The organism is Leptospira chreensis (assembly GCF_016919165.1).
GTDB lineage: Bacteria > Spirochaetota > Leptospiria > Leptospirales > Leptospiraceae > Leptospira_A > Leptospira_A chreensis.
The window spans coordinates 249311-266278 of sequence record NZ_JAFFPS010000071.1; the positions used below are offsets into that span (position 1 = coordinate 249311).

Annotated in this window: 16 protein-coding genes and 1 riboswitch; of the genes, 8 read left to right on the forward strand and 8 right to left on the reverse strand. The window is 39.9% G+C overall.

Translation table 11 applies throughout. The annotated features are described in order from the left end of the window. Nucleotides 1-11: 11 nt before the first annotated feature. The gene (locus JWG41_RS19425; RefSeq protein WP_205271385.1) at nt 12-1493 is read right to left on the reverse strand and encodes a hypothetical protein; all 1482 of its coding nucleotides are present in this window, start codon (nt 1491-1493) and stop codon (nt 12-14) included. A 223-nt stretch (nt 1494-1716) separates the two neighbouring features. Here JWG41_RS19425 and JWG41_RS19430 point away from each other — a divergent pair, with 223 nt between their 5' ends. Then, a complete protein-coding gene (locus tag JWG41_RS19430) occupies nt 1717-2127 on the forward strand; it encodes an SRPBCC domain-containing protein (protein WP_205271384.1) in 411 nt (136 codons plus the stop codon). Nucleotides 2128-2252: 125 nt separating this feature from the next. Here the strand turns inward: JWG41_RS19430 and JWG41_RS19435 are convergent, their stop codons facing one another. From JWG41_RS19435 to JWG41_RS19445, 3 genes are all read right to left on the reverse strand, one after another. Next, nucleotides 2253-4292 (reverse strand): cation:proton antiporter, encoded by a 2040-nt coding sequence (locus tag JWG41_RS19435; RefSeq protein WP_205271383.1) that lies wholly within the window; start codon nt 4290-4292, stop codon nt 2253-2255. Between the two features lie 36 nt (nt 4293-4328). Next, nucleotides 4329-4452: riboswitch (cyclic di-AMP (ydaO/yuaA leader) on the reverse strand. Between the two features lie 127 nt (nt 4453-4579). Then, nucleotides 4580-5971 carry a class II fumarate hydratase gene (gene fumC / locus JWG41_RS19440; RefSeq protein ID WP_205271382.1) on the reverse strand — a complete coding sequence of 464 codons (1392 nt, stop codon included), beginning with the start codon at nt 5969-5971 and terminating at the stop codon, nt 4580-4582. Nucleotides 5972-6117: 146 nt separating this feature from the next. Continuing rightward, nucleotides 6118-6450, reverse strand: a complete 333-nt coding sequence (locus JWG41_RS19445) for a hypothetical protein (RefSeq protein ID WP_205271434.1) — start codon at nt 6448-6450, stop codon at nt 6118-6120. 136 nt (nt 6451-6586) lie between these two features. Between JWG41_RS19445 and JWG41_RS19450 the strand changes: the two genes are divergently transcribed. After that, nucleotides 6587-7039, forward strand: coding sequence for an ATP-binding protein (locus tag JWG41_RS19450; protein WP_205271381.1), 453 nt, complete (start codon nt 6587-6589; stop codon nt 7037-7039). 135 nt (nt 7040-7174) lie between these two features. Here the strand turns inward: JWG41_RS19450 and JWG41_RS19455 are convergent, their stop codons facing one another. Together JWG41_RS19455 and JWG41_RS19460 are read right to left on the reverse strand one after the other, a co-directional pair. Then, complete coding sequence (locus tag JWG41_RS19455; protein ID WP_035983131.1) at nt 7175-7438, reverse strand: RNA recognition motif domain-containing protein; 264 nt, start codon at nt 7436-7438, stop codon at nt 7175-7177. 257 nt (nt 7439-7695) lie between these two features. Further along, nucleotides 7696-8181 carry an FKBP-type peptidyl-prolyl cis-trans isomerase gene (locus JWG41_RS19460; RefSeq protein WP_205271380.1) on the reverse strand — a complete coding sequence of 162 codons (486 nt, stop codon included), beginning with the start codon at nt 8179-8181 and terminating at the stop codon, nt 7696-7698. A gap of 99 nt (nt 8182-8280) precedes the next feature. Between JWG41_RS19460 and JWG41_RS19465 the strand changes: the two genes are divergently transcribed. Continuing rightward, entirely contained in the window at nt 8281-9957 is a 1677-nt protein-coding gene (locus JWG41_RS19465; RefSeq protein ID WP_205271379.1) for a Na/Pi cotransporter family protein, read from the forward strand. An 8-nt stretch (nt 9958-9965) separates the two neighbouring features. Here JWG41_RS19465 and JWG41_RS19470 read toward each other — a convergent pair whose 3' ends face one another. Both JWG41_RS19470 and JWG41_RS19475 read right to left on the reverse strand, forming a co-directional pair. Beyond that, complete coding sequence (locus JWG41_RS19470) at nt 9966-11942, reverse strand: 7TM diverse intracellular signaling domain-containing protein (protein ID WP_205271378.1); 1977 nt, start codon at nt 11940-11942, stop codon at nt 9966-9968. A gap of 69 nt (nt 11943-12011) precedes the next feature. Then, complete coding sequence (locus JWG41_RS19475) at nt 12012-12338, reverse strand: LB_289 family protein (RefSeq protein WP_205271377.1); 327 nt, start codon at nt 12336-12338, stop codon at nt 12012-12014. Between the two features lie 123 nt (nt 12339-12461). Between JWG41_RS19475 and JWG41_RS19480 the strand changes: the two genes are divergently transcribed. The 5 genes from JWG41_RS19480 (at nt 12462) to JWG41_RS19500 (ending at nt 16964) form a co-directional block, all read left to right on the forward strand. Further along, nucleotides 12462-12929: an LIC_11090 family protein gene (locus tag JWG41_RS19480; protein ID WP_205271376.1), complete on the forward strand. Its 468-nt coding sequence runs from the start codon at nt 12462-12464 to the stop codon at nt 12927-12929. 91 nt (nt 12930-13020) lie between these two features. Beyond that, nucleotides 13021-13869: an MbnP family copper-binding protein gene (locus tag JWG41_RS19485; protein WP_205271375.1), complete on the forward strand. Its 849-nt coding sequence runs from the start codon at nt 13021-13023 to the stop codon at nt 13867-13869. Nucleotides 13870-13927: 58 nt separating this feature from the next. After that, a complete protein-coding gene (locus JWG41_RS19490; RefSeq protein WP_205271374.1) occupies nt 13928-15130 on the forward strand; it encodes an MbnH family di-heme enzyme in 1203 nt (400 codons plus the stop codon). Beyond that, complete coding sequence (locus tag JWG41_RS19495) at nt 15130-16023, forward strand: hypothetical protein (protein WP_205271373.1); 894 nt, start codon at nt 15130-15132, stop codon at nt 16021-16023. Before JWG41_RS19490 ends, JWG41_RS19495 begins: the two co-directional genes overlap by 1 nt. Next, the gene (locus JWG41_RS19500) at nt 16020-16964 is read left to right on the forward strand and encodes an LIC11086 family outer membrane transporter (RefSeq protein WP_205271372.1); all 945 of its coding nucleotides are present in this window, start codon (nt 16020-16022) and stop codon (nt 16962-16964) included. Before JWG41_RS19495 ends, JWG41_RS19500 begins: the two co-directional genes overlap by 4 nt. Nucleotides 16965-16968: the final 4 nt, after the last annotated feature.

Consider the following 16968-nt stretch of genomic DNA (forward strand, 5'->3'; position numbering starts at 1 on the left):
TCAATCGAAAATCAAAAAGGCGGAGTGAATACACTTTGGTAAGAGTTGAAAACATTGGTTCCTCCAACTCCCGGTCCAAAAGGAATGATCGCACCTTCCACATCAGAAGCGGAATAAACCGATGCAAAAACTTTTCCACAGACCAGGCATCCAGAAGTCATAATATTGCCTGGTCTAGGTTGGGATGCCAACTTAGTAAAGTTAGTTGAATTTAGCTTCACCAAGTCAGCTTTCGAGCTGGCTCCGTCACCATTTCCATTAAACGCAATTAATTCGGTTTCATTCCTTTTGGCTAAATCATAAGTTTTTCCCACGTCACCTGGTCCAAAAGTAAAACTCGAATAATTAAGAACACCAGTTGCACTTACAAAATAGAATAAACTTGCATAATTCGTTGGGGTCGTTTCAGGGTGGGAGAGCCCAAGAGTTCCGACACCAACATTATAATTATTGCTAAAGACAAGAGAAGAATCAAAAAATGTAACCATTGGGAAAAATGGAGTATCCTCTGGATTTCCACCAATGGCACCAAAATATCGATGCCACTCATAATTTAAATTGGATGCAAGTTTAACGATCAGAGAGTTAGTGCCAGATCCTGTATAGGCGTTCATTCCATTGGCATACAAACTAAAGGTAGCTGTCACAAAACCTTGTAAATAGTAACCACCGTTATTGGGAATGGATACAAATTTTCTCGGTATAAAATTAGTCAAAGGAGTCGGAACTTGATAATATCTTGTTTGGATTGCCTCCCCAGAATAAGACATTTTCAAAAGGAACCAGTCATTATTAGAAGGTGCTGCTGTGAGTATGGTGCCTGGATTAGAAAGCGCGGAATCCGCAATTCCAAAAAGTAGAATACCCGATTGGTCATCTGTTTCCATAAAATCCACAACATATAGATCGGTTGTTGCAGTACTTCCGTTATTTAAGTATGTGAACCATTCCAGGTTTCCATCGGGAGTAAATTTACCTACTATTGTATTTCGATCTGTGTCTGGCGTTCCAACAAATGTTTGTTTGGCGTTTGGTAAGGAAGTTGAGGTGTTGGCAAAAAAATAAATACCCCCATTTTTTGTATGAAGGAGACTCAATGGTCGATCCGATTTACGTCCCAAGTATTTAATCCATTCTTTTCCCCCTTGAGGATTCTTTTTGGAAACAATCAAATTTTGGGAATTACCAACGGTTCCTTGAAAAGATATAATCCCATCAGCCCCGGACAACACTTGGTTGGTCTGACCGATGACATAGGAGTTCGCATCAGAATCCAGAACTGCTTTGAAACCAACTACGGAACCGGAACTGATCTCATCCACAAAGGATACATAGTTAGAAACTCTAGAACATTGATCACAGAATCCTTTCCCTAAAGCGCATAGTACAAGAGCCTGTGATAAATAAGCATCGGAAAAAGGATCACCAGTATTATTGAGGTTAGCTGGTTTGCAGGATAAAAACAAAACTAGAAAAGGAATCAATAATTTCATGACAAATCGACATTATCAGTCCATTTTTCGTCTGTCAATAAATTTCAAATGGTTAAATCTCGGGATTTCCTATTCCAAATTTTTGAGAAAGGAAATGATTTTTTCCTAATAGTTAATTGAAAATTGATTTCATTGAATCAACTGTTTTAGTTGCATCAAATACCAATATAACTGTAATGAAAATGCAGAGTGGGAATTTGAACTTCTTAGAAGGTAATTCAAGATGTGTAAAACGATTCAACAAAAAGTAAAATTCAAGGCTTCTCCAAAGACAATCTACGAGTTTATCGCAGATTCGAAGAAAGTCACTGCCCTCACAGGGGAAACTGCTATGATCAGTAAACACATCGGTGGTAACTTTTCCACCATGTCGGGAAAGGTATCTGGTATCATTGTAGATCTTGCACCTTTGAAACGAATTGTGCAAGCATGGAGAAGAAATGATTTTCCAGAAGGCATTTTTTCCATGGCTACGTTTACATTCAAAGAAACCACGGAAGGTGGGACGGAGTTAATTTTAACACACCGCGGTGTTCCGAAGGCATTGATTCCAGAAGTAGAAGAAGGTTGGCGCCAAAACTATTGGGATCGGATTCGAAATACGATCAAAACTTTGCCAAGTAAACAAAACTGAATGGAGAATGTTCTTGGATGGACAGGTCAACTAACAAGTGATTGGAATTGATTAATTCCCTTGGGCCGTATGCCTTAGATTTCGCTTAAGAAAACTAAGACATACTTGAAAAAATCTAAAAAACTTTAAGTTCGTTTTCTGCCCAAGATCAAATAGTTCTTTTTCATAAACTCGAAGTCTTTCTCTGTCCAATCTTTAACAAATATATGATGGTTTGGATCAAAATGGTCTCCATCTTTCCAGGATCGAAATAGACTTGGATCTCCTCCCAAACCATTGATGATGGAAACGGCATCTTCGGAATCTGATTTTACAAAAACCCTATTTAGCGATCCTATTCCTTTGTTTATGAATACTGCTACTGAACAGGATGAAGATTTAATAATCTTTTTAATTGTGCCTTTATAAATCTCTTTCCAAGATTCTACATTAGGTGATCCTAATATTAAAATATCTGGTTTGTATTCGTTTAACTGTTCCCATAAAGCAGTTTCAAAGTTTTCTGAAGAAGAAAATTGAAAGTCGACAGGAATTCCTTCATTCGCAGAAATAAACTTTATGTTTTCGAAGAGTATGGACATTTCATACTGTGATTGTTCGATATCGAAATTATAGTTTTGATTTACATGGAAGGTTCTGAATTTTGCGTTTGGAAAAATTTTATAACAAAGTTTTACCAAATCAATTCCCGTTTGTGGTCTTGCAAAAGCGATTAAAATTTTTGAACTAACACCTTGTTCCGAATTTTCTAAAGTAGGGGTTGGATCAGGAGTATTCTTCTTTTTAAAAAATTTCTGAACCAAATTGATGGCCGGGCCGCTCATAGCAGTCGTAACCAATGCCATAATGACCATAATGGTGAATAACTCCGGCCCGATGATTCCCATTTCTAATCCGATGTTCAAAACAATGAGTTCCATCAAACCTCGTGTATTCATAAGAATACCGATGATGAGAGAATCTTTCCAAGATTCGCCTAGAAACCTTGCTGAAATGGTACTGCCACCTAACTTTCCTAAAATGGCGACAAAAAGAATCAATAAACAAATCAAAAATAAATTTGGATCGGATAAAAGCCCTATCTGTGTTTTTAGACCTGAGTATGCAAAAAATAAAGGAAGAAGAAAGATTACACTTACATCCTGGAATTTGTTAATTATGATTTTTCTAATTTTATGGTTTGCTGGTATCGTAGAACCAGCGATAAATGCTCCAAACAATGAGTGAATTCCCATCGATTCAGTGAATAAGGACGAGAAAGTGAGCCAAATAAAAAGGAAAAATACTATGTAATTGGGAAGAAAATCTATATTTTCTAATTTCGAAAGACTACTCGCAAATCTTGTCCTTACATATTTGAAGGCGAAATAGAGAAAAAGAACCACTCCAAAAAAACAGAGTAAAACTCCAGACATTGAGTCGGAAGAGGTAAGTCCTAAAATCAAAGCCAAAATCAACCATGCAGTCACATCATCTGCAGCGGCACAAGTGATTGCGAGAACTCCCGACCTTTCTGTATTCAACTTTTTTTCCTGAATGATTCGTGCGAGCACCGGAAATGCGGTGATCGACATAGAGATGCCGAGGAAAAGACTGAATGATAGAAATGAAACTTTTTTTGGTGCTAATGTTTCAAATAAGTATAAGGAAGTAATCACACCCAATAAAAATGGAAACATAATCGATACATGACTAATGACGACAGCAGTATGTAGGCTTCCATGTAGATTTTTCCAATCCGTTTCAAGTCCGATAAGGAACATGAAAAAAATCAAACCTACTTGGCTGAGTAATTTCAAAGAACCCATGGAAGATGCTGGGAATATCATTTCAGAAAATTCTGGTGCAAACATACCCAGTAAAGAAGGGCCTAACACCAAACCTCCAGTGATTTCTCCGATCACGCTTGGAATACGGATTAACGAAAATAAAAAAGAGAAAATTTTACACGTAACGAGAATCAGTAGGATTTGAAGTAACAATCGTCCGAAGGGAGACTTTAGGTGGGCAAAGAAACCAACTAAAAAGTGAGAAAAGTTGATTTCCAGGCTCAAAGGGTTTAAGCCGTGACTCTCTGGAAACTGTAACTTGCCGAGGTAAAAAACGAAAGCGAGTGCGCTGAAAAAAAACGCTACCGCCAGGGTATAGAATAGTGAGGACTTCATGAGCCACCTTCCTTACAAAAATAGTTTGTGGAAGGTGTTACCTTCCCTCAAAGTCTCCGAGGTTAGCTGTCGGGCTAGGATTGAGAGATATCCTCCGCAATTGCGGTACGCCCCAAATTTTGGGTCCCCCGTCTCTATATGAGCTAGACAAAGGCAAATAAAAAATATTTTACAAAAAAGTCAAACATTATATCGATGAAATATTAATCGATATAATGTTTTATAATTAGAATATTCTGATGTATATATGTTAATATGTGTTTATCCTTATTTTTATGAAAATTATGTTATTCTTTAGATGAAACCATTTCTTCTGGTTTCACCCACTGGTCAAACTGCTCTGCCGTGAGTAGTCCCAATTGAATCCCTGCTTCTTTCAAGGTGGAATTTTGTTTGTGGGCCGTTTTTGCAATTTTTGCAGCGTTATCATACCCAATGTATGGGTTGAGAGCAGTCACAAGCATCAGTGAATTTTTCAGGTTGTGGTCTATGGTTTCCAGATTTGGTTCAATTCCGCGTGCACAATGTTCTTCAAACGAAAGTGTCGCATCAGCTAACAATCGTATGGAATTTAGAACATTAAAGATAATCAGGGGTTTGAATACATTCAGCTCAAAGTTTCCAGAAGATCCACCTACATTGACTGCCACATCATTTCCAATCACTTGCGCGGCCACCATCGTCATGGCTTCGGATTGTGTGGGATTGACTTTCCCCGGCATAATGGAAGAGCCTGGTTCATTTTCAGGAATGGAAATCTCTCCAATTCCACACCTTGGTCCCGAAGCCAACCAGCGAATATCGTTTGCGATCTTCATCAGAGAACAAGCGATGGTTTTCAAAATTCCACTCACTTCCACAAGAGAATCATGTGCGGCGAGCGCTTCAAATTTGTTTTCCGCAGTGACAAAGGGGAGTTTTGTTTCTTTGGCAATCGCTTCTGCGGCCTTTACTGCAAATTCGGGATGTGTGTTGAGCCCCGTTCCGACAGCGGTTCCACCCAGTGCCAATCGGTATACAGAAGGTAACGCTCGTTCGACTCTTTCGATTGAATATTTAAGTTGTTGTACATACCCAGAAAATTCCTGACCCAGTGTGAGTGGGGTGGCATCTTGCAAATGCGTACGACCGATTTTTATGATGTTTGCAAAAGTTTTTGTTTTTTGATCTAAAGTGTCATGAAGCGTTTGTAAGGCGGGAATTAATTTATGCACCAAACTTTCGGCACAGGCAATGTGCATGGCAGTGGGAAAGGTATCATTGGAACTTTGGGCTTTGTTGACATCATCATTGGGATGGATGGGTTTTTTAGAACCGAGAACACCACCGGCCATTTCAATGGCTCTGTTGGATATGACTTCATTCACATTCATATTGGTTTGGGTTCCGGATCCGGTTTGCCATATCGCAAGAGGGAAGTGATCATCCAAAGTTCCAACAATAACTTCTTCAGCCGCCTTCACAATGAGTTCTGTTTTTGCTGCAGAGAGGATTTCTAATTCCTTGTTGGTCAGTGCTGCTGATTTTTTTAAGATCCCTAGAGCACGAATCATTTCCCTTGGGAATCGGTCCGTACCAATGTGGAAGTGGTGGAGAGATCGTTCGGTTTGTGCACCCCAATAACGAGAAGCGTCCACTGCAATTTCACCCATAGAATCGGTTTCGATTCTTGTTTTCATAATCCCCCCTAGAAACAATTGAAATCAATTGTCTTCTTTATGTAGACTGGCCTTACATTTGGGAAACGAAAAAGAAAAAGCTAGGAAGGAAAATGTCGACAGCCTCCCGTTTCAGAATCTACGGGAGGATTGTATTCACTAAAAAACTAGAACGGTTGGTAGAAAGCGAGATAGGCTGCAAAAAGACCCAAAAGAGGAAAAACAAACCAAAGGATTTTAGCAAATTTTTCTTTTTTGGATGCCATCGCAAGAAGTCCACCAAACGCAAGCCAGATGACGATTTTTAAAATCACCCAAACTGGTAGAGCGGAATGAGAGATCCCGCGAAATTTCATGAGTCCAAATCCGGCAACGATGATGAGGACGAGGGCCAGACCATGAGTGATCGCAGCCACAGTTTTGAATTTGTTTTCCGATTTTTTTCCACCGTTGATGGTGTAGAGTGTGATTCCTCCAAGGGATAAGAATAACAGATACATTCCGAAAATATGGATGAGTTTATAAGCTTCGTATGACACAACGATCTCCTTGTTTCTGCTCTATTCTTTCATAAGGAACCATTCCTTGCGAGATTTTTCTCTTCCCAGGTGAGGAAAAAGAATTAGGGTTTGGAAAATGGAACCAAAGAACTCGCAAGGCCCTGAAACCAATCCAATCTCTATCGATTCACAAAAAACACTCCTTGCCTTAAGAGGGATACCCGGTTCTGGAAAAACTACCTTAGCAAAAACGATTTCTCTATCGAACGGTGCACCGGTCTTCTCCATTGATTCCTATTTTGAAAATGAATCGGGTGATTATATTTTTGATTATAAAAAAAACCATTTAGCCTATAGAGAATGCGAATCAAAAACAAAACAGGCTCTCGAAGAGGGAGTCCCTTTTGTCATTGTAGACAATACCTTTACTTTGGATTGGGAATTAGAACCTTACGAACGTTTAGCGAAAGAATTTGGATATTTATTTTTTGTGGTCACTGTCGAAAACCGACATGGCGGAAAGAATGTACACCAAATCCCAGAGGAACAGATAGAGAAAATGAAAGCAAAATACAAGGTGGTTTTGTAGTTTTAGAGGTTGGGTTAGATTGAAATTTATCTGTAAATCACTAGAAGTGATTTGGCTAGGAATGGAAAAACTAAAAAGGCAAAAAAAATCCGTCGCTGAAACCGAAGTTAAGCGACGGATTTATGACAAACTAGATTATCTCCAGTTGTTAGTTTTAGGTTTTGCGATGTTTACTTTCATCTCACGGTTAAGAATGTTCTTTCCGTTAAGTTCTTTAATTGCGTTATCAGCTTCTTTTCCATCTTTCATTTCGATGAATCCGAAACCTTTAGAACGGCCAGAATACTGGTCAGTGATGATTTTTGCAGAAGTTACTGCTCCGTGAGCTCCAAAAAGTTCACTGAGTTTACCTTCAGTCATATCGTAAGAAAGGTTGCCAACATAAATGTTTACTGACATAGTTTTTGTCCTGTTTGTTAAAGTTGACTCGGGAATTCTAGATTTACAATCGTCGGGACCCTGGGAAGGGATTTTGGGTAAGAACTCCAGAAAAATGCAGGGAAAAACTTGGGAAAGCTACCAGCGTGCAAGCTTGAAAGGACTACTTCGGCGGTGAAAATCAACAATACTCTGAATCTTCTGTCAGTCTAATTACCCTTTCTAAAAAAAGCAATCTGAAAGAAGACCCAGAGGGAAAATATCGAAAAAAGAAAACTTTAGTGGTGGTGGTGTCCGCCTGGACCGTGCACGTGACCATGTTGTAATTCTTCTTCTGTGGCTTCGCGAATGGACTTAATTGTCACCGCAAAGTGGAGAGTTTCTCCAGCTAACGGGTGATTGCCGTTCAGAATGACCTCGGTGTCCCGAACTTCTTGCAGGTATAGAACCATTCTACCTTCGGGAGTGTCCGTTTGAAATTCCATTCCCACTTCTAACTCGGCTTCTTCCGGAAGTTCCGTTTTGGGAACTTGAAAAATCAGAGCTTCGTTATATGTCCCATAACCATCTTCAGGTGGTACAGTTACATTTTTAGAATCTCCGTTCACTAATCCTTCTAGTTCTTTTTCCAAACCGGGAATGATATTTTGCCAGCCGTGGAGGTATAATAACGGTTCGTCTGATTGGTCCAGAGTTTCTCCCTGGGCGTTCTTTAGGTGATAGGAAAATCCTACAACCATTCCTTTGCTGATGGTTTTTGACATATTGGTTACAAAGTACCAACGGAAAAAAATACTGCAACCGAATAAAAGGTTGGTACCAAATTGTAATCAAAGAAATTAAACCTTGGAAATATTACATCTATGAATTGGTCACTACTCATTCAGGTTTTAGGCGGACTCGGGATTTTCATCTATGGGATGAAATTACTAAGTGAGTCCTTACAACGCGTGGCGGGAGATAGGCTTCGTTCCTTTCTTTCGTCTATGACGAGAAATAGAGTGTCTGCTGTTTTTAGCGGACTTTTTATTACATCTACAATACAATCCAGCTCGGCCACCACCGTTCTTGTGGTTGGATTTGTAAATGCTGGTTTAATTTCACTCGCCCAAGCCATCGGTGTCATCATGGGGGCCAATATTGGAACCACCATCACTGCATGGATTGTATCTTTTTTAGGTTTTAAGTTCAACATTGCATCATTCGCCTTACCAGCAGTTGCCGCAGGTGTGATCTTAAATTTCTCAAGAAAAGAAAGTAGGTCTGGTTGGGGAAGTTTCCTAATTGGTTTTGGATTTTTGTTTTTGGGTTTGGATTATTTAAAATCATCTGTTCCCGATAGTGCAAAGGATCCAGATAGTTTTCTATTTTTGCAGCAATACACAAATATGGGATTCAACACCATATTGTTATTCGTTTTGATTGGAGCCTTGTTAACCATTGTCATCCAATCTTCTTCTGCTTCCACAACCATCACCATCACACTAGCCTTCTCCGGTTATATACCGATTGATGCCGCTTATGGTATGATCCTTGGTGAAAACATTGGAACTACGATTACGGCAAACCTTGCTGCCATTCCGGGGAATCGAAATGCCAAAAAGGCAGCTCTCGCCCACACACTATTCAATGTGTTCGGGGTGGTATGGGCCTTACTGTTCTTCAAATTTTTCACAGGAATTGTGGATGATTTGATTCCTGGGGATCCACTCACAGATAAAGAATCTACAAGATTCCATATCTCTCTTTTCCACACGATGTTTAACATCACAAACACTCTCATTCTCATTTGGTTTGTGAATACAATCACCAAAGTGGTGAGTGCTATTGTGGATGGACTTGCTTCTAAAACAGGAAAAGACAAAGATTCCATTCGACTTTTACAAGCTGGGGCAGTCAAAACCACAGAACTTGCTATGGTGGAGCTGGTTGAGTTCACGAAAAAAATCATTCGTGATACATACGACTTCCTTCGTTTGACAGAACAAATCTTATTACAACCTTACGATGCCACTCGTGTCCTACAGGTATTGAAAAAAGAAGAAGAGTTGGATCAAGTTCGCTCTGAAGTCCTTACCTACCTAAACCAAATCCAAGAGACCGGTATTACTGGTAACTATGCGAAAGATGTTTTGGGAATTATGGAAAGAGTCAAAGCTGTGGAAGAGATGGGTGATAACTTTGCATCGATTGCAAGAAAGATGAGAAAGTCGCACCGTCAAAAAGTTTCCTTGGATAAATCTTTTGCTAATTCTGTAAAAGACCAAATGGATTTACTCAAACACCATTACGACATCCTACTTGTGAACTTGGAACAAAGTGAAACTTTTGATATCCTGGGTAACCCACAGATTCGTAGCCAAAGTCGTGAGTATCGTTTCCAAATGATTCGTTCCGTGAAAAAGAATGATTCTAAAGTGAAGAAGAAAAAGTATCAGAAAAAAGACAATTTGATGCCAGCCCTTCTTTACAGAGATATTTCTCGTAACTTGGATAATATTTCCAGACTATTGAATGCGGCAATTTATGCGGACGTTTAGTCCGCATATTAGCTAATTTCGAATAGAATAAATGTTATATCATCGTCTGCGGGACCTTCTTTGTTCCGTAGGCGAATGTGTTCATCAATCCCACCATACAACGATTCCACCGACTCAGCTTTTCTTGCTAACAACCATCCCAGTAACTCTTCTTCCCCAGAGTCTCCATTTTCCCACAAATCCCAAATCCCATCGGTAAATAACAAAATTTTATCACCGGGAGATAGTTTGTGAATTTCTTCTGGGTATTGTACTTCTTTGGAATATCCGATGAGTTTTCCTTTGGGCCGGATCACTTCGATTGCCGTGGAATTTTCATTGAACTTGTATAAGGCGGGGTGTCCGGCATTTGCTACCCTTAATTGTTTGAGTTCCAAATCGATAAAAATGGCACTAGCGGTCAAAAATTGATTTTTATAATTTCCGGCAAGGGATACATTGATACTTTCTAAAACCTTTCCTGGTTTGTTGGCAAACGCCAAGGTCTGCATATATGCAATCTTTAACATGGCAGCTTCAATGGCGGCCGGAACTCCATGACCTGTCACATCGGCAATCAAACAACATATCTGGTGTTTCCCATAAACGGTGATATCGTAAAAATCACCACCTACCAAAGAGGCTGGAAAATATCCTGTTTTGATAACAAGTCCTGGAAATTTTGGCAGGATTTGGGGAAGGGTGGATTCTTGCAACTTTTGGGCTAATTTGAGTTCTTTTCCATAAGCGATTAACTTTTGTTTGTTGATCTCCGCTTTGAATTGGATTTTGTCCTTTTCTTTGCGGACCACGGAGATTCTATCTCCCAGTCCAAAAGCCATAAGCAGTACTTCGATTGCCATCCCAACTTGGAATGAATTTTCTGTGAAAGCATTGACCGGGAAAAATCCCATGTATTTGAGAACGGTGGCAAGTCCTCCCACGATCACCATAAAGTATCCATAAAAATAGAATCGTGCCGGTGGAAATTTTTTGATAAAAGCAACGTAATAAGAAACAAACAAAGCAAAGAATGCGAGTAAAAACGAAAAAATATCCCCCGCTTGGTTCATAAACCGGTAAGACAAAAAAGGAAGGAGACAAATACTCACTATTGATACGACCATGAGCCCCAAAAACCATTTGCGAATGAGGGGAGCATTTTCCTTGAGATTCATAAAGGTGATACTCATCGGGAAACAAGTGAGTAAAAATAAAAAATAGAGAAGGTTGTGAGAGTTGTATACGAACTCAGGTGAGTTAGGAAAAAATAAAACGGGCAATAATCCTTGGAGAGAAAATTGAAAGGAAACGGCAGAGATCAGTAAATACAAAACATAAAAAATGTATGCTTTGTCTCGCACCATAAAGTATACAAAAAGATTGTATATACTCATTACCCCAACGATTCCGAAAAATATACCTTGGAGTAGAGTGTCTAAAGAAACAAAGGTATAAAAATTTTTCTCTTCCGCCACCATAAGCGGAACCGACATGGAACTATCTGTTTTGACACCTACATAATAAGTCACCGTTTCTTGGGGTAACAAATCGGTTGCAAAACTAAAACCTCGGTAATCCCTGTCTCTATTTTGAAATGGGAATCTTCTACCTTGTTGGTTTTCTGAAATTTCACCTGATTCTCGTAATGCGAAAAATTTTACATCATCGAGTAGTGGGTACTTGATAAAAGTGACGATTCGTTTTTGTTTGCTTTCGTCATTTTGAATGGTAAAACAAAACCAGTATTGTTTGTCTGTGTTTCCGAAATTGGGAATCACTCCACCCGATTTTTGCAGAGCCGATGTTTGGAACTGGTCTCTTACTTCGGATATAGAATGGATGGCCGGGCTTGCTGTGAAATAAACTAGATGATCGGAAAGATCATAAGTGGTTCCATCAGCAACAGAAAGTGGAATTGGGTTTGTGTTAGGACAAGGTTTTGGGGTAGCGAATAGGTTTGTATGAAAGAGACATAACAGAATGAAGGTGAATATCTGTTTCATACAGGAAGGTCACAACTATAGGACGAAGACCTTCCTGTGTAAATCGGTTTGTTTTAGAAAAAAAAGGAATTAAGCGGTGACGGCAGGGATTCCTGCTAGGATTCGAAGGGAGTCGTAAGCCTTTTCTTTTTGTTCTACTTTGGTTTTGTTTACAGCCTTGCGGATGATGACATCCCACTGTTTTTCTGGGTGTTCCATTTTCATGTTTTCCAGAATTTCTAAAATGTTTTCATCATCGGATGCATTAAAAATCTCATCCGAATCATAACGAAACATTCCAAAAAGAGTGTCGATATAATCGCCCACGCTCATGGCTTCTTTTTCGCCAGGTTGGATCTTTTTCTTTTCTGCTTTTCGCAGTTCTCGTTCCCTGCGTTCTAGTTCCGTGCGTTTCATCTGATGGCCTCTAGCTCGTTTGCATTGGTTCCAAGACCATGTTTTCAAAGGGCAGGAGGGGGGACACCAAATTTGTCCAAAAATTGGCTCGATTTTTGGGTTGGGTGGCCAACCATGGGGTAGATGCTCTGCAAACGGTGGATTGCCGGTAGTCTGGCCTTATTCCTTTGCACCCAATTCCTCTTTTTAGGGAGTGGGCTTCTTGGGTATTGCCTGGAGTCCAATTCCAAAATCTGCCATTGCAACCATGGATCCAAAAAGGAAAAACATGGGAATGCGGAAGATAAACTCTTTTCTGAAGGCAAAGCCGGTTCTCTTTCTTCGGCTCACGTAGATGACCACCAAACAACAAAAGAGTTAGCCCTCAAACCGAGTTGCCATGATGCAAAAGATGGTGAGACCCACCTTTGTTCCTGCAAAAAGAAAAAAAAGGATGCACTCTCTTTACGGTCCCACCACCAAACTATGGATAGACCAAATTTAACTTTTGGTTTTGTAACTCCCTCTATAATTTTTTATACAATGACTGAGTCTCCCTCCACTCTTGAGGATGGAAGAATTCCCACTTTACTCCGACCACCTCGTATCTAGGTTCTTTTCTCTACAGCAATAGATATTGATAGTTGTTTTGCAACTTCTATCAATTCAAAAAAGCAATAGTATTTTAGAATATTAGGTATTTATGAACATATTTAAATTATTTTTTATTTCCACTTTGGTTTTTGGTTTCGTATCTTGTGATCCGAATTCCAAATCAGATGACAATCAAACATTAGCACTTTTGGCCCTTGCAGTTCCGCAAACTGTAAATCTTAATTTTGAAGCTCTTGCCAACGGACAGGCTTTGGTTACCGGTTCCAATATTACTGCGGATAGTCGAACGGTTCAGTTTCGTGACTTCCGATTGTATATCTCTGAAGTGAAACTTGTGAAAGCGGATGGAACCACTGTAGATGTTACTTTGTCTACAGACAATGTTTGGCAGTCCAATGGAGTTGCCCTTGTGGATTTAGAAACCACACAGACAACGGATACAAATACAAAAGTAACCGGTACTGCACCGGCGGGAAGTTATACTGGTGTTCAGTTTTCTGTTGGCGTTCCCGAAACTTTGAATCATCTGGATCGAACTAACCAAGCAGCACCTTTAAACAATGGGGCAATGTATTGGTCTTGGACAGGCGGTTACAAACATGCAAAAATTGAATTTAGTTTAGATTCGGGAACAAACTGGACAAGTTTGCATTTAGGTTCTACCGGTTGTTCTGGTGCACCTAATTATGGAAACTGTACAGCAAAGTATAGAGCTTCGATTCAACTGACAGGTCAATTTAACTCTACAAATCAAAAAGTTTCCTTTAATATAGACCAACTCATTAACGGTCATAATCCAGGCGCTACCGCATCTTGTATGCCACTACCGATGATGGGGGGGCCTGCTCCTTGCACTACCTTAGTTCAAGCGTTTGGGTTGAATACAAGTGGGGTAGTAGATAGTTCGATCACCCAACGAGTGTTTAGCCTCAAATAATTTGTTTTCACTTGGTCGGTTCTTTTATCGGCCGACCAAGTTTTATAGGAATATATTTATGAAGTCTTATTTTTATTTGTTTGCTCTTCTCTGTTTGTTTTTTGGCTGTAACGTTCTCCCGTTCCAGAAAGAAGAAAAAAATCAAGGCCTGTTACTCGCAGCTCTTGGAATTTTGGCCAGTGCTTCTGATTGGGTTTGGGATTTACCTCCGGGTTTTCCTACACCAAATGTTCCTTCCGACAATCCTATGTCCAAGGCAAAGGTGGAACTGGGTCGGCATTTGTTTTATGAGAAGAAATTGTCAGGGAATGGAACGATGGCCTGTAGCGGTTGTCATTTTCAATCTTTGGCCTTTGCCGATGGAAAAGATTTTCCTCGTGGGATCACAAGCCAACCCCATCCAAGAAATGCCCAACATCTATCCAATGTTGCTTATATGCCAAGACTTACTTGGAGTAATCCCAAAATGACAAGTTTGGAAATTCAGGCACGTGCTCCTATGTTTGGAGAAACACCAATTGAATTGGGTTTGCAGAACAATAATTTTTTAAATGAATTAACATCTAACTCCATTTATCCACCTATGTTTGAAAAAGCTTTTGGGAATTCTGGAATTAACGAACAAAATGTCCGGTTTGCACTCGCGAGTTTTCAAAGATCTATGATTTCTGGAAATTCTAAGTTTGATCAATACAATTATAGAAATAACAAATCAGCACTCACGGCTTCCGAAATTCGTGGTTTGAATTTATTTAATGGTGAAGTTGCAGAATGTTTTCATTGCCATGGTGGATTTAATTTTACGGACACATCCTTTCATGGCGGAGCCAGGGAAGAGTTCTTTTATCATAGTAATGGAATCCATGATGATGCATACTACGCCGGTGTTCCAAGCAACAAACGAGGGTTATTTGATTTAACAGGTTTGGCATCCGATACAGGAAAATTCCGGGCGCCTTCTTTGCGTAACATAGGAGTGACTTATCCTTATATGCATGATGGGATCTTTATGTGTGCGGATGCGAATAATCCAGACAAACCGGCCGGTACTGGGAAAACCAAAATAGACTGCGCGAGAGATGCGCTCACACAAGTGGTGGAACACTATCGTTCCGGTGGGCAAGCCCATACTCTAAAAGATTCTACCCTGATTAAACCCTTTACAATTACGAATTCACAAAGAGACGATATGGTTAATTTTCTTTTGGCCCTTACGGATGATGAATTCTTAACCAATCCGAAGTTTGCGAGCCCCTTTTGATGAATCGATTGCACTCTAAACAAATTTTCATCTTTATCATTGGGTTTCTTTTTTCTCACTGTACTTTTGGTTCGGTGGGGAATAGTGAAGAGGAAAAACTTGTCATCCTTCAGAACCTCATATTTTTCAATAATACCCAATTGGTTACCGTCGGAACGAACCTTCGCTCCTATGATGACCAGGCGGATGATAACCTAAACCAATTTAGTCTGACAAGCAATGGGCCTACTTACAATATCACAATTCAAAGTAGTTCTTATATCAATTGGGAATTGGGAACGTATCGAATCAATCCACCAAACCAAGTATTAGGTGTCTCGGCCACTAGTTCGGAGAGAAGTTCTACTGCAACGGCAAAAACACATACTCCCTATACGGTACCCCTCGATTTGCCAGCGGATGATTTGTATGGTAAAACCTATGCGTTTTTATCTGCAGGAACTGTGTCCAACATCACTCAATACAATAGTACAATGGAAACGGGAGCGAGTTTTCTTTATTCTAACACTAGGCTTGCGAACATGCCTCTGGGTGTGGTGGCGGTCGCGAATGTAAGTTGGGAAGAAATTTATATCCGAATGGATGTGGGAGGAAAGGATGTCACCATTTTACTTCCGCAAGGAAATAAATTGATCACTCCTAAATGTAAAATCCCGGTGAAACTGGGGCGAAGTGGTAATATAGAAATTCTAATCTCTCTATCATCACTTTTTCAAGATCGGACCGTGGCAGGATCTCCCGTTCGATTTTTAGAACAATTGTCTTTGGTTGCAGGCCCTGTGATTATATCCAAAGTTTCCAATCTCGGTTTATACAATATCCTCCAACAAAACCTCCAAGCAGAAGATATTGTTTTTAGTTTCCCTGGTTGTTTTCCCGGAGTGGAACGATGAAACAAATGATAAACATAGCAACACAGCGAAAACTAACTTTTTCATTCTCATTATTATTTGTATTGTTTTGGAATATTTCTTTATATTCGCATCACACTGGTTCGTCGGATAGTCCCAACGCAACAGCTAGATTTGTGGATCCCTTTACTGGAAAACGAGAGAAACCAACGAACTATTTGGTAATGACCCAAGATTATTACCAATCCACTCGGGAGAATAGTCACCTCTTCACAACCACGGCCTTTGCGGAGATGAATTTTTTTGATGGTCGGTTTGCTCTCAACGCTTCAGTTCCTTGGAATTACTACCAACAGAGGGGAAGAGAAGATGCCGCAAGAATTGGAAAAACTTATCTTGGTTTTAAATACCAACCGTTCTTCGATTTGGACAAACCGTACTTTTTTGTAATCGAAGGTTCGGTTGGTTTTCCGAGTGGCCCCGATACGGATCGGTTTACTGGTGGAAATTATTATACGGGTTCGGGGTTTATCAAACTTGGATATTTGTATGAGAAGTGGTCCTTTGTCACAAAAATTGGAGGATTAAATCCACTTTCGAGACCACAACCAAACAACTTACAAGACAACGATGGGATTCCATTTTATTTCCGAAAACCATCGGCTTCCCCACCAGAACCAGAATATGAATTCAAAAAAACGACCCTTGTTTCCGCTTATGTGACGTATTATTTGATGCCAGAAATTTCTCTTTTTACAGGGATCTTGTATCGCAATCCGTATAACGGCGTGGATTATTCCAAAGAAAAAGATAAAGCCAATCCCTCTTATTTTACAGAAGCCAGTGCCGGGTTTTCCTGGAATTTTTCGGAGAAGTATAATCTGAGTCTCGCCTATAGATACCCATTACAAAGGGATCGTGATTACAGGCTCTATCAATCGGCATGGACATTTGCCTTTTCTATGGAGTGGGGAAGCGATTGACAAC

What these genes read in the sequence shown, in the direction of transcription:
- JWG41_RS19445 (WP_205271434.1), bottom strand. Translation starts at nt 6,450, where the DNA reads ATGTATCTGTTATTCTTATCCCTTGGAGGAATCACACTCTACACCATC.
- JWG41_RS19460 (WP_205271380.1), bottom strand. Translation starts at nt 8,181, where the DNA reads ATGTCAAAAACCATCAGCAAAGGAATGGTTGTAGGATTTTCCTATCAC.
- JWG41_RS19470 (WP_205271378.1), bottom strand. Translation starts at nt 11,942, where the DNA reads ATGAAACAGATATTCACCTTCATTCTGTTATGTCTCTTTCATACAAAC.
- JWG41_RS19430 (WP_205271384.1), top strand. Translation starts at nt 1,717, where the DNA reads ATGTGTAAAACGATTCAACAAAAAGTAAAATTCAAGGCTTCTCCAAAG.
- JWG41_RS19475 (WP_205271377.1), bottom strand. Translation starts at nt 12,338, where the DNA reads ATGAAACGCACGGAACTAGAACGCAGGGAACGAGAACTGCGAAAAGCA.
- JWG41_RS19485 (WP_205271375.1), top strand. Translation starts at nt 13,021, where the DNA reads ATGAACATATTTAAATTATTTTTTATTTCCACTTTGGTTTTTGGTTTC.
- fumC (WP_205271382.1), bottom strand. Translation starts at nt 5,971, where the DNA reads ATGAAAACAAGAATCGAAACCGATTCTATGGGTGAAATTGCAGTGGAC.
- JWG41_RS19425 (WP_205271385.1), bottom strand. Translation starts at nt 1,493, where the DNA reads ATGAAATTATTGATTCCTTTTCTAGTTTTGTTTTTATCCTGCAAACCA.
- JWG41_RS19435 (WP_205271383.1), bottom strand. Translation starts at nt 4,292, where the DNA reads ATGAAGTCCTCACTATTCTATACCCTGGCGGTAGCGTTTTTTTTCAGC.
- JWG41_RS19490 (WP_205271374.1), top strand. Translation starts at nt 13,928, where the DNA reads ATGAAGTCTTATTTTTATTTGTTTGCTCTTCTCTGTTTGTTTTTTGGC.
- JWG41_RS19480 (WP_205271376.1), top strand. Translation starts at nt 12,462, where the DNA reads ATGCTCTGCAAACGGTGGATTGCCGGTAGTCTGGCCTTATTCCTTTGC.
- JWG41_RS19495 (WP_205271373.1), top strand. Translation starts at nt 15,130, where the DNA reads ATGAATCGATTGCACTCTAAACAAATTTTCATCTTTATCATTGGGTTT.
- JWG41_RS19500 (WP_205271372.1), top strand. Translation starts at nt 16,020, where the DNA reads ATGAAACAAATGATAAACATAGCAACACAGCGAAAACTAACTTTTTCA.
- JWG41_RS19465 (WP_205271379.1), top strand. Translation starts at nt 8,281, where the DNA reads ATGAATTGGTCACTACTCATTCAGGTTTTAGGCGGACTCGGGATTTTC.
- JWG41_RS19450 (WP_205271381.1), top strand. Translation starts at nt 6,587, where the DNA reads ATGGAACCAAAGAACTCGCAAGGCCCTGAAACCAATCCAATCTCTATC.
- JWG41_RS19455 (WP_035983131.1), bottom strand. Translation starts at nt 7,438, where the DNA reads ATGTCAGTAAACATTTATGTTGGCAACCTTTCTTACGATATGACTGAA.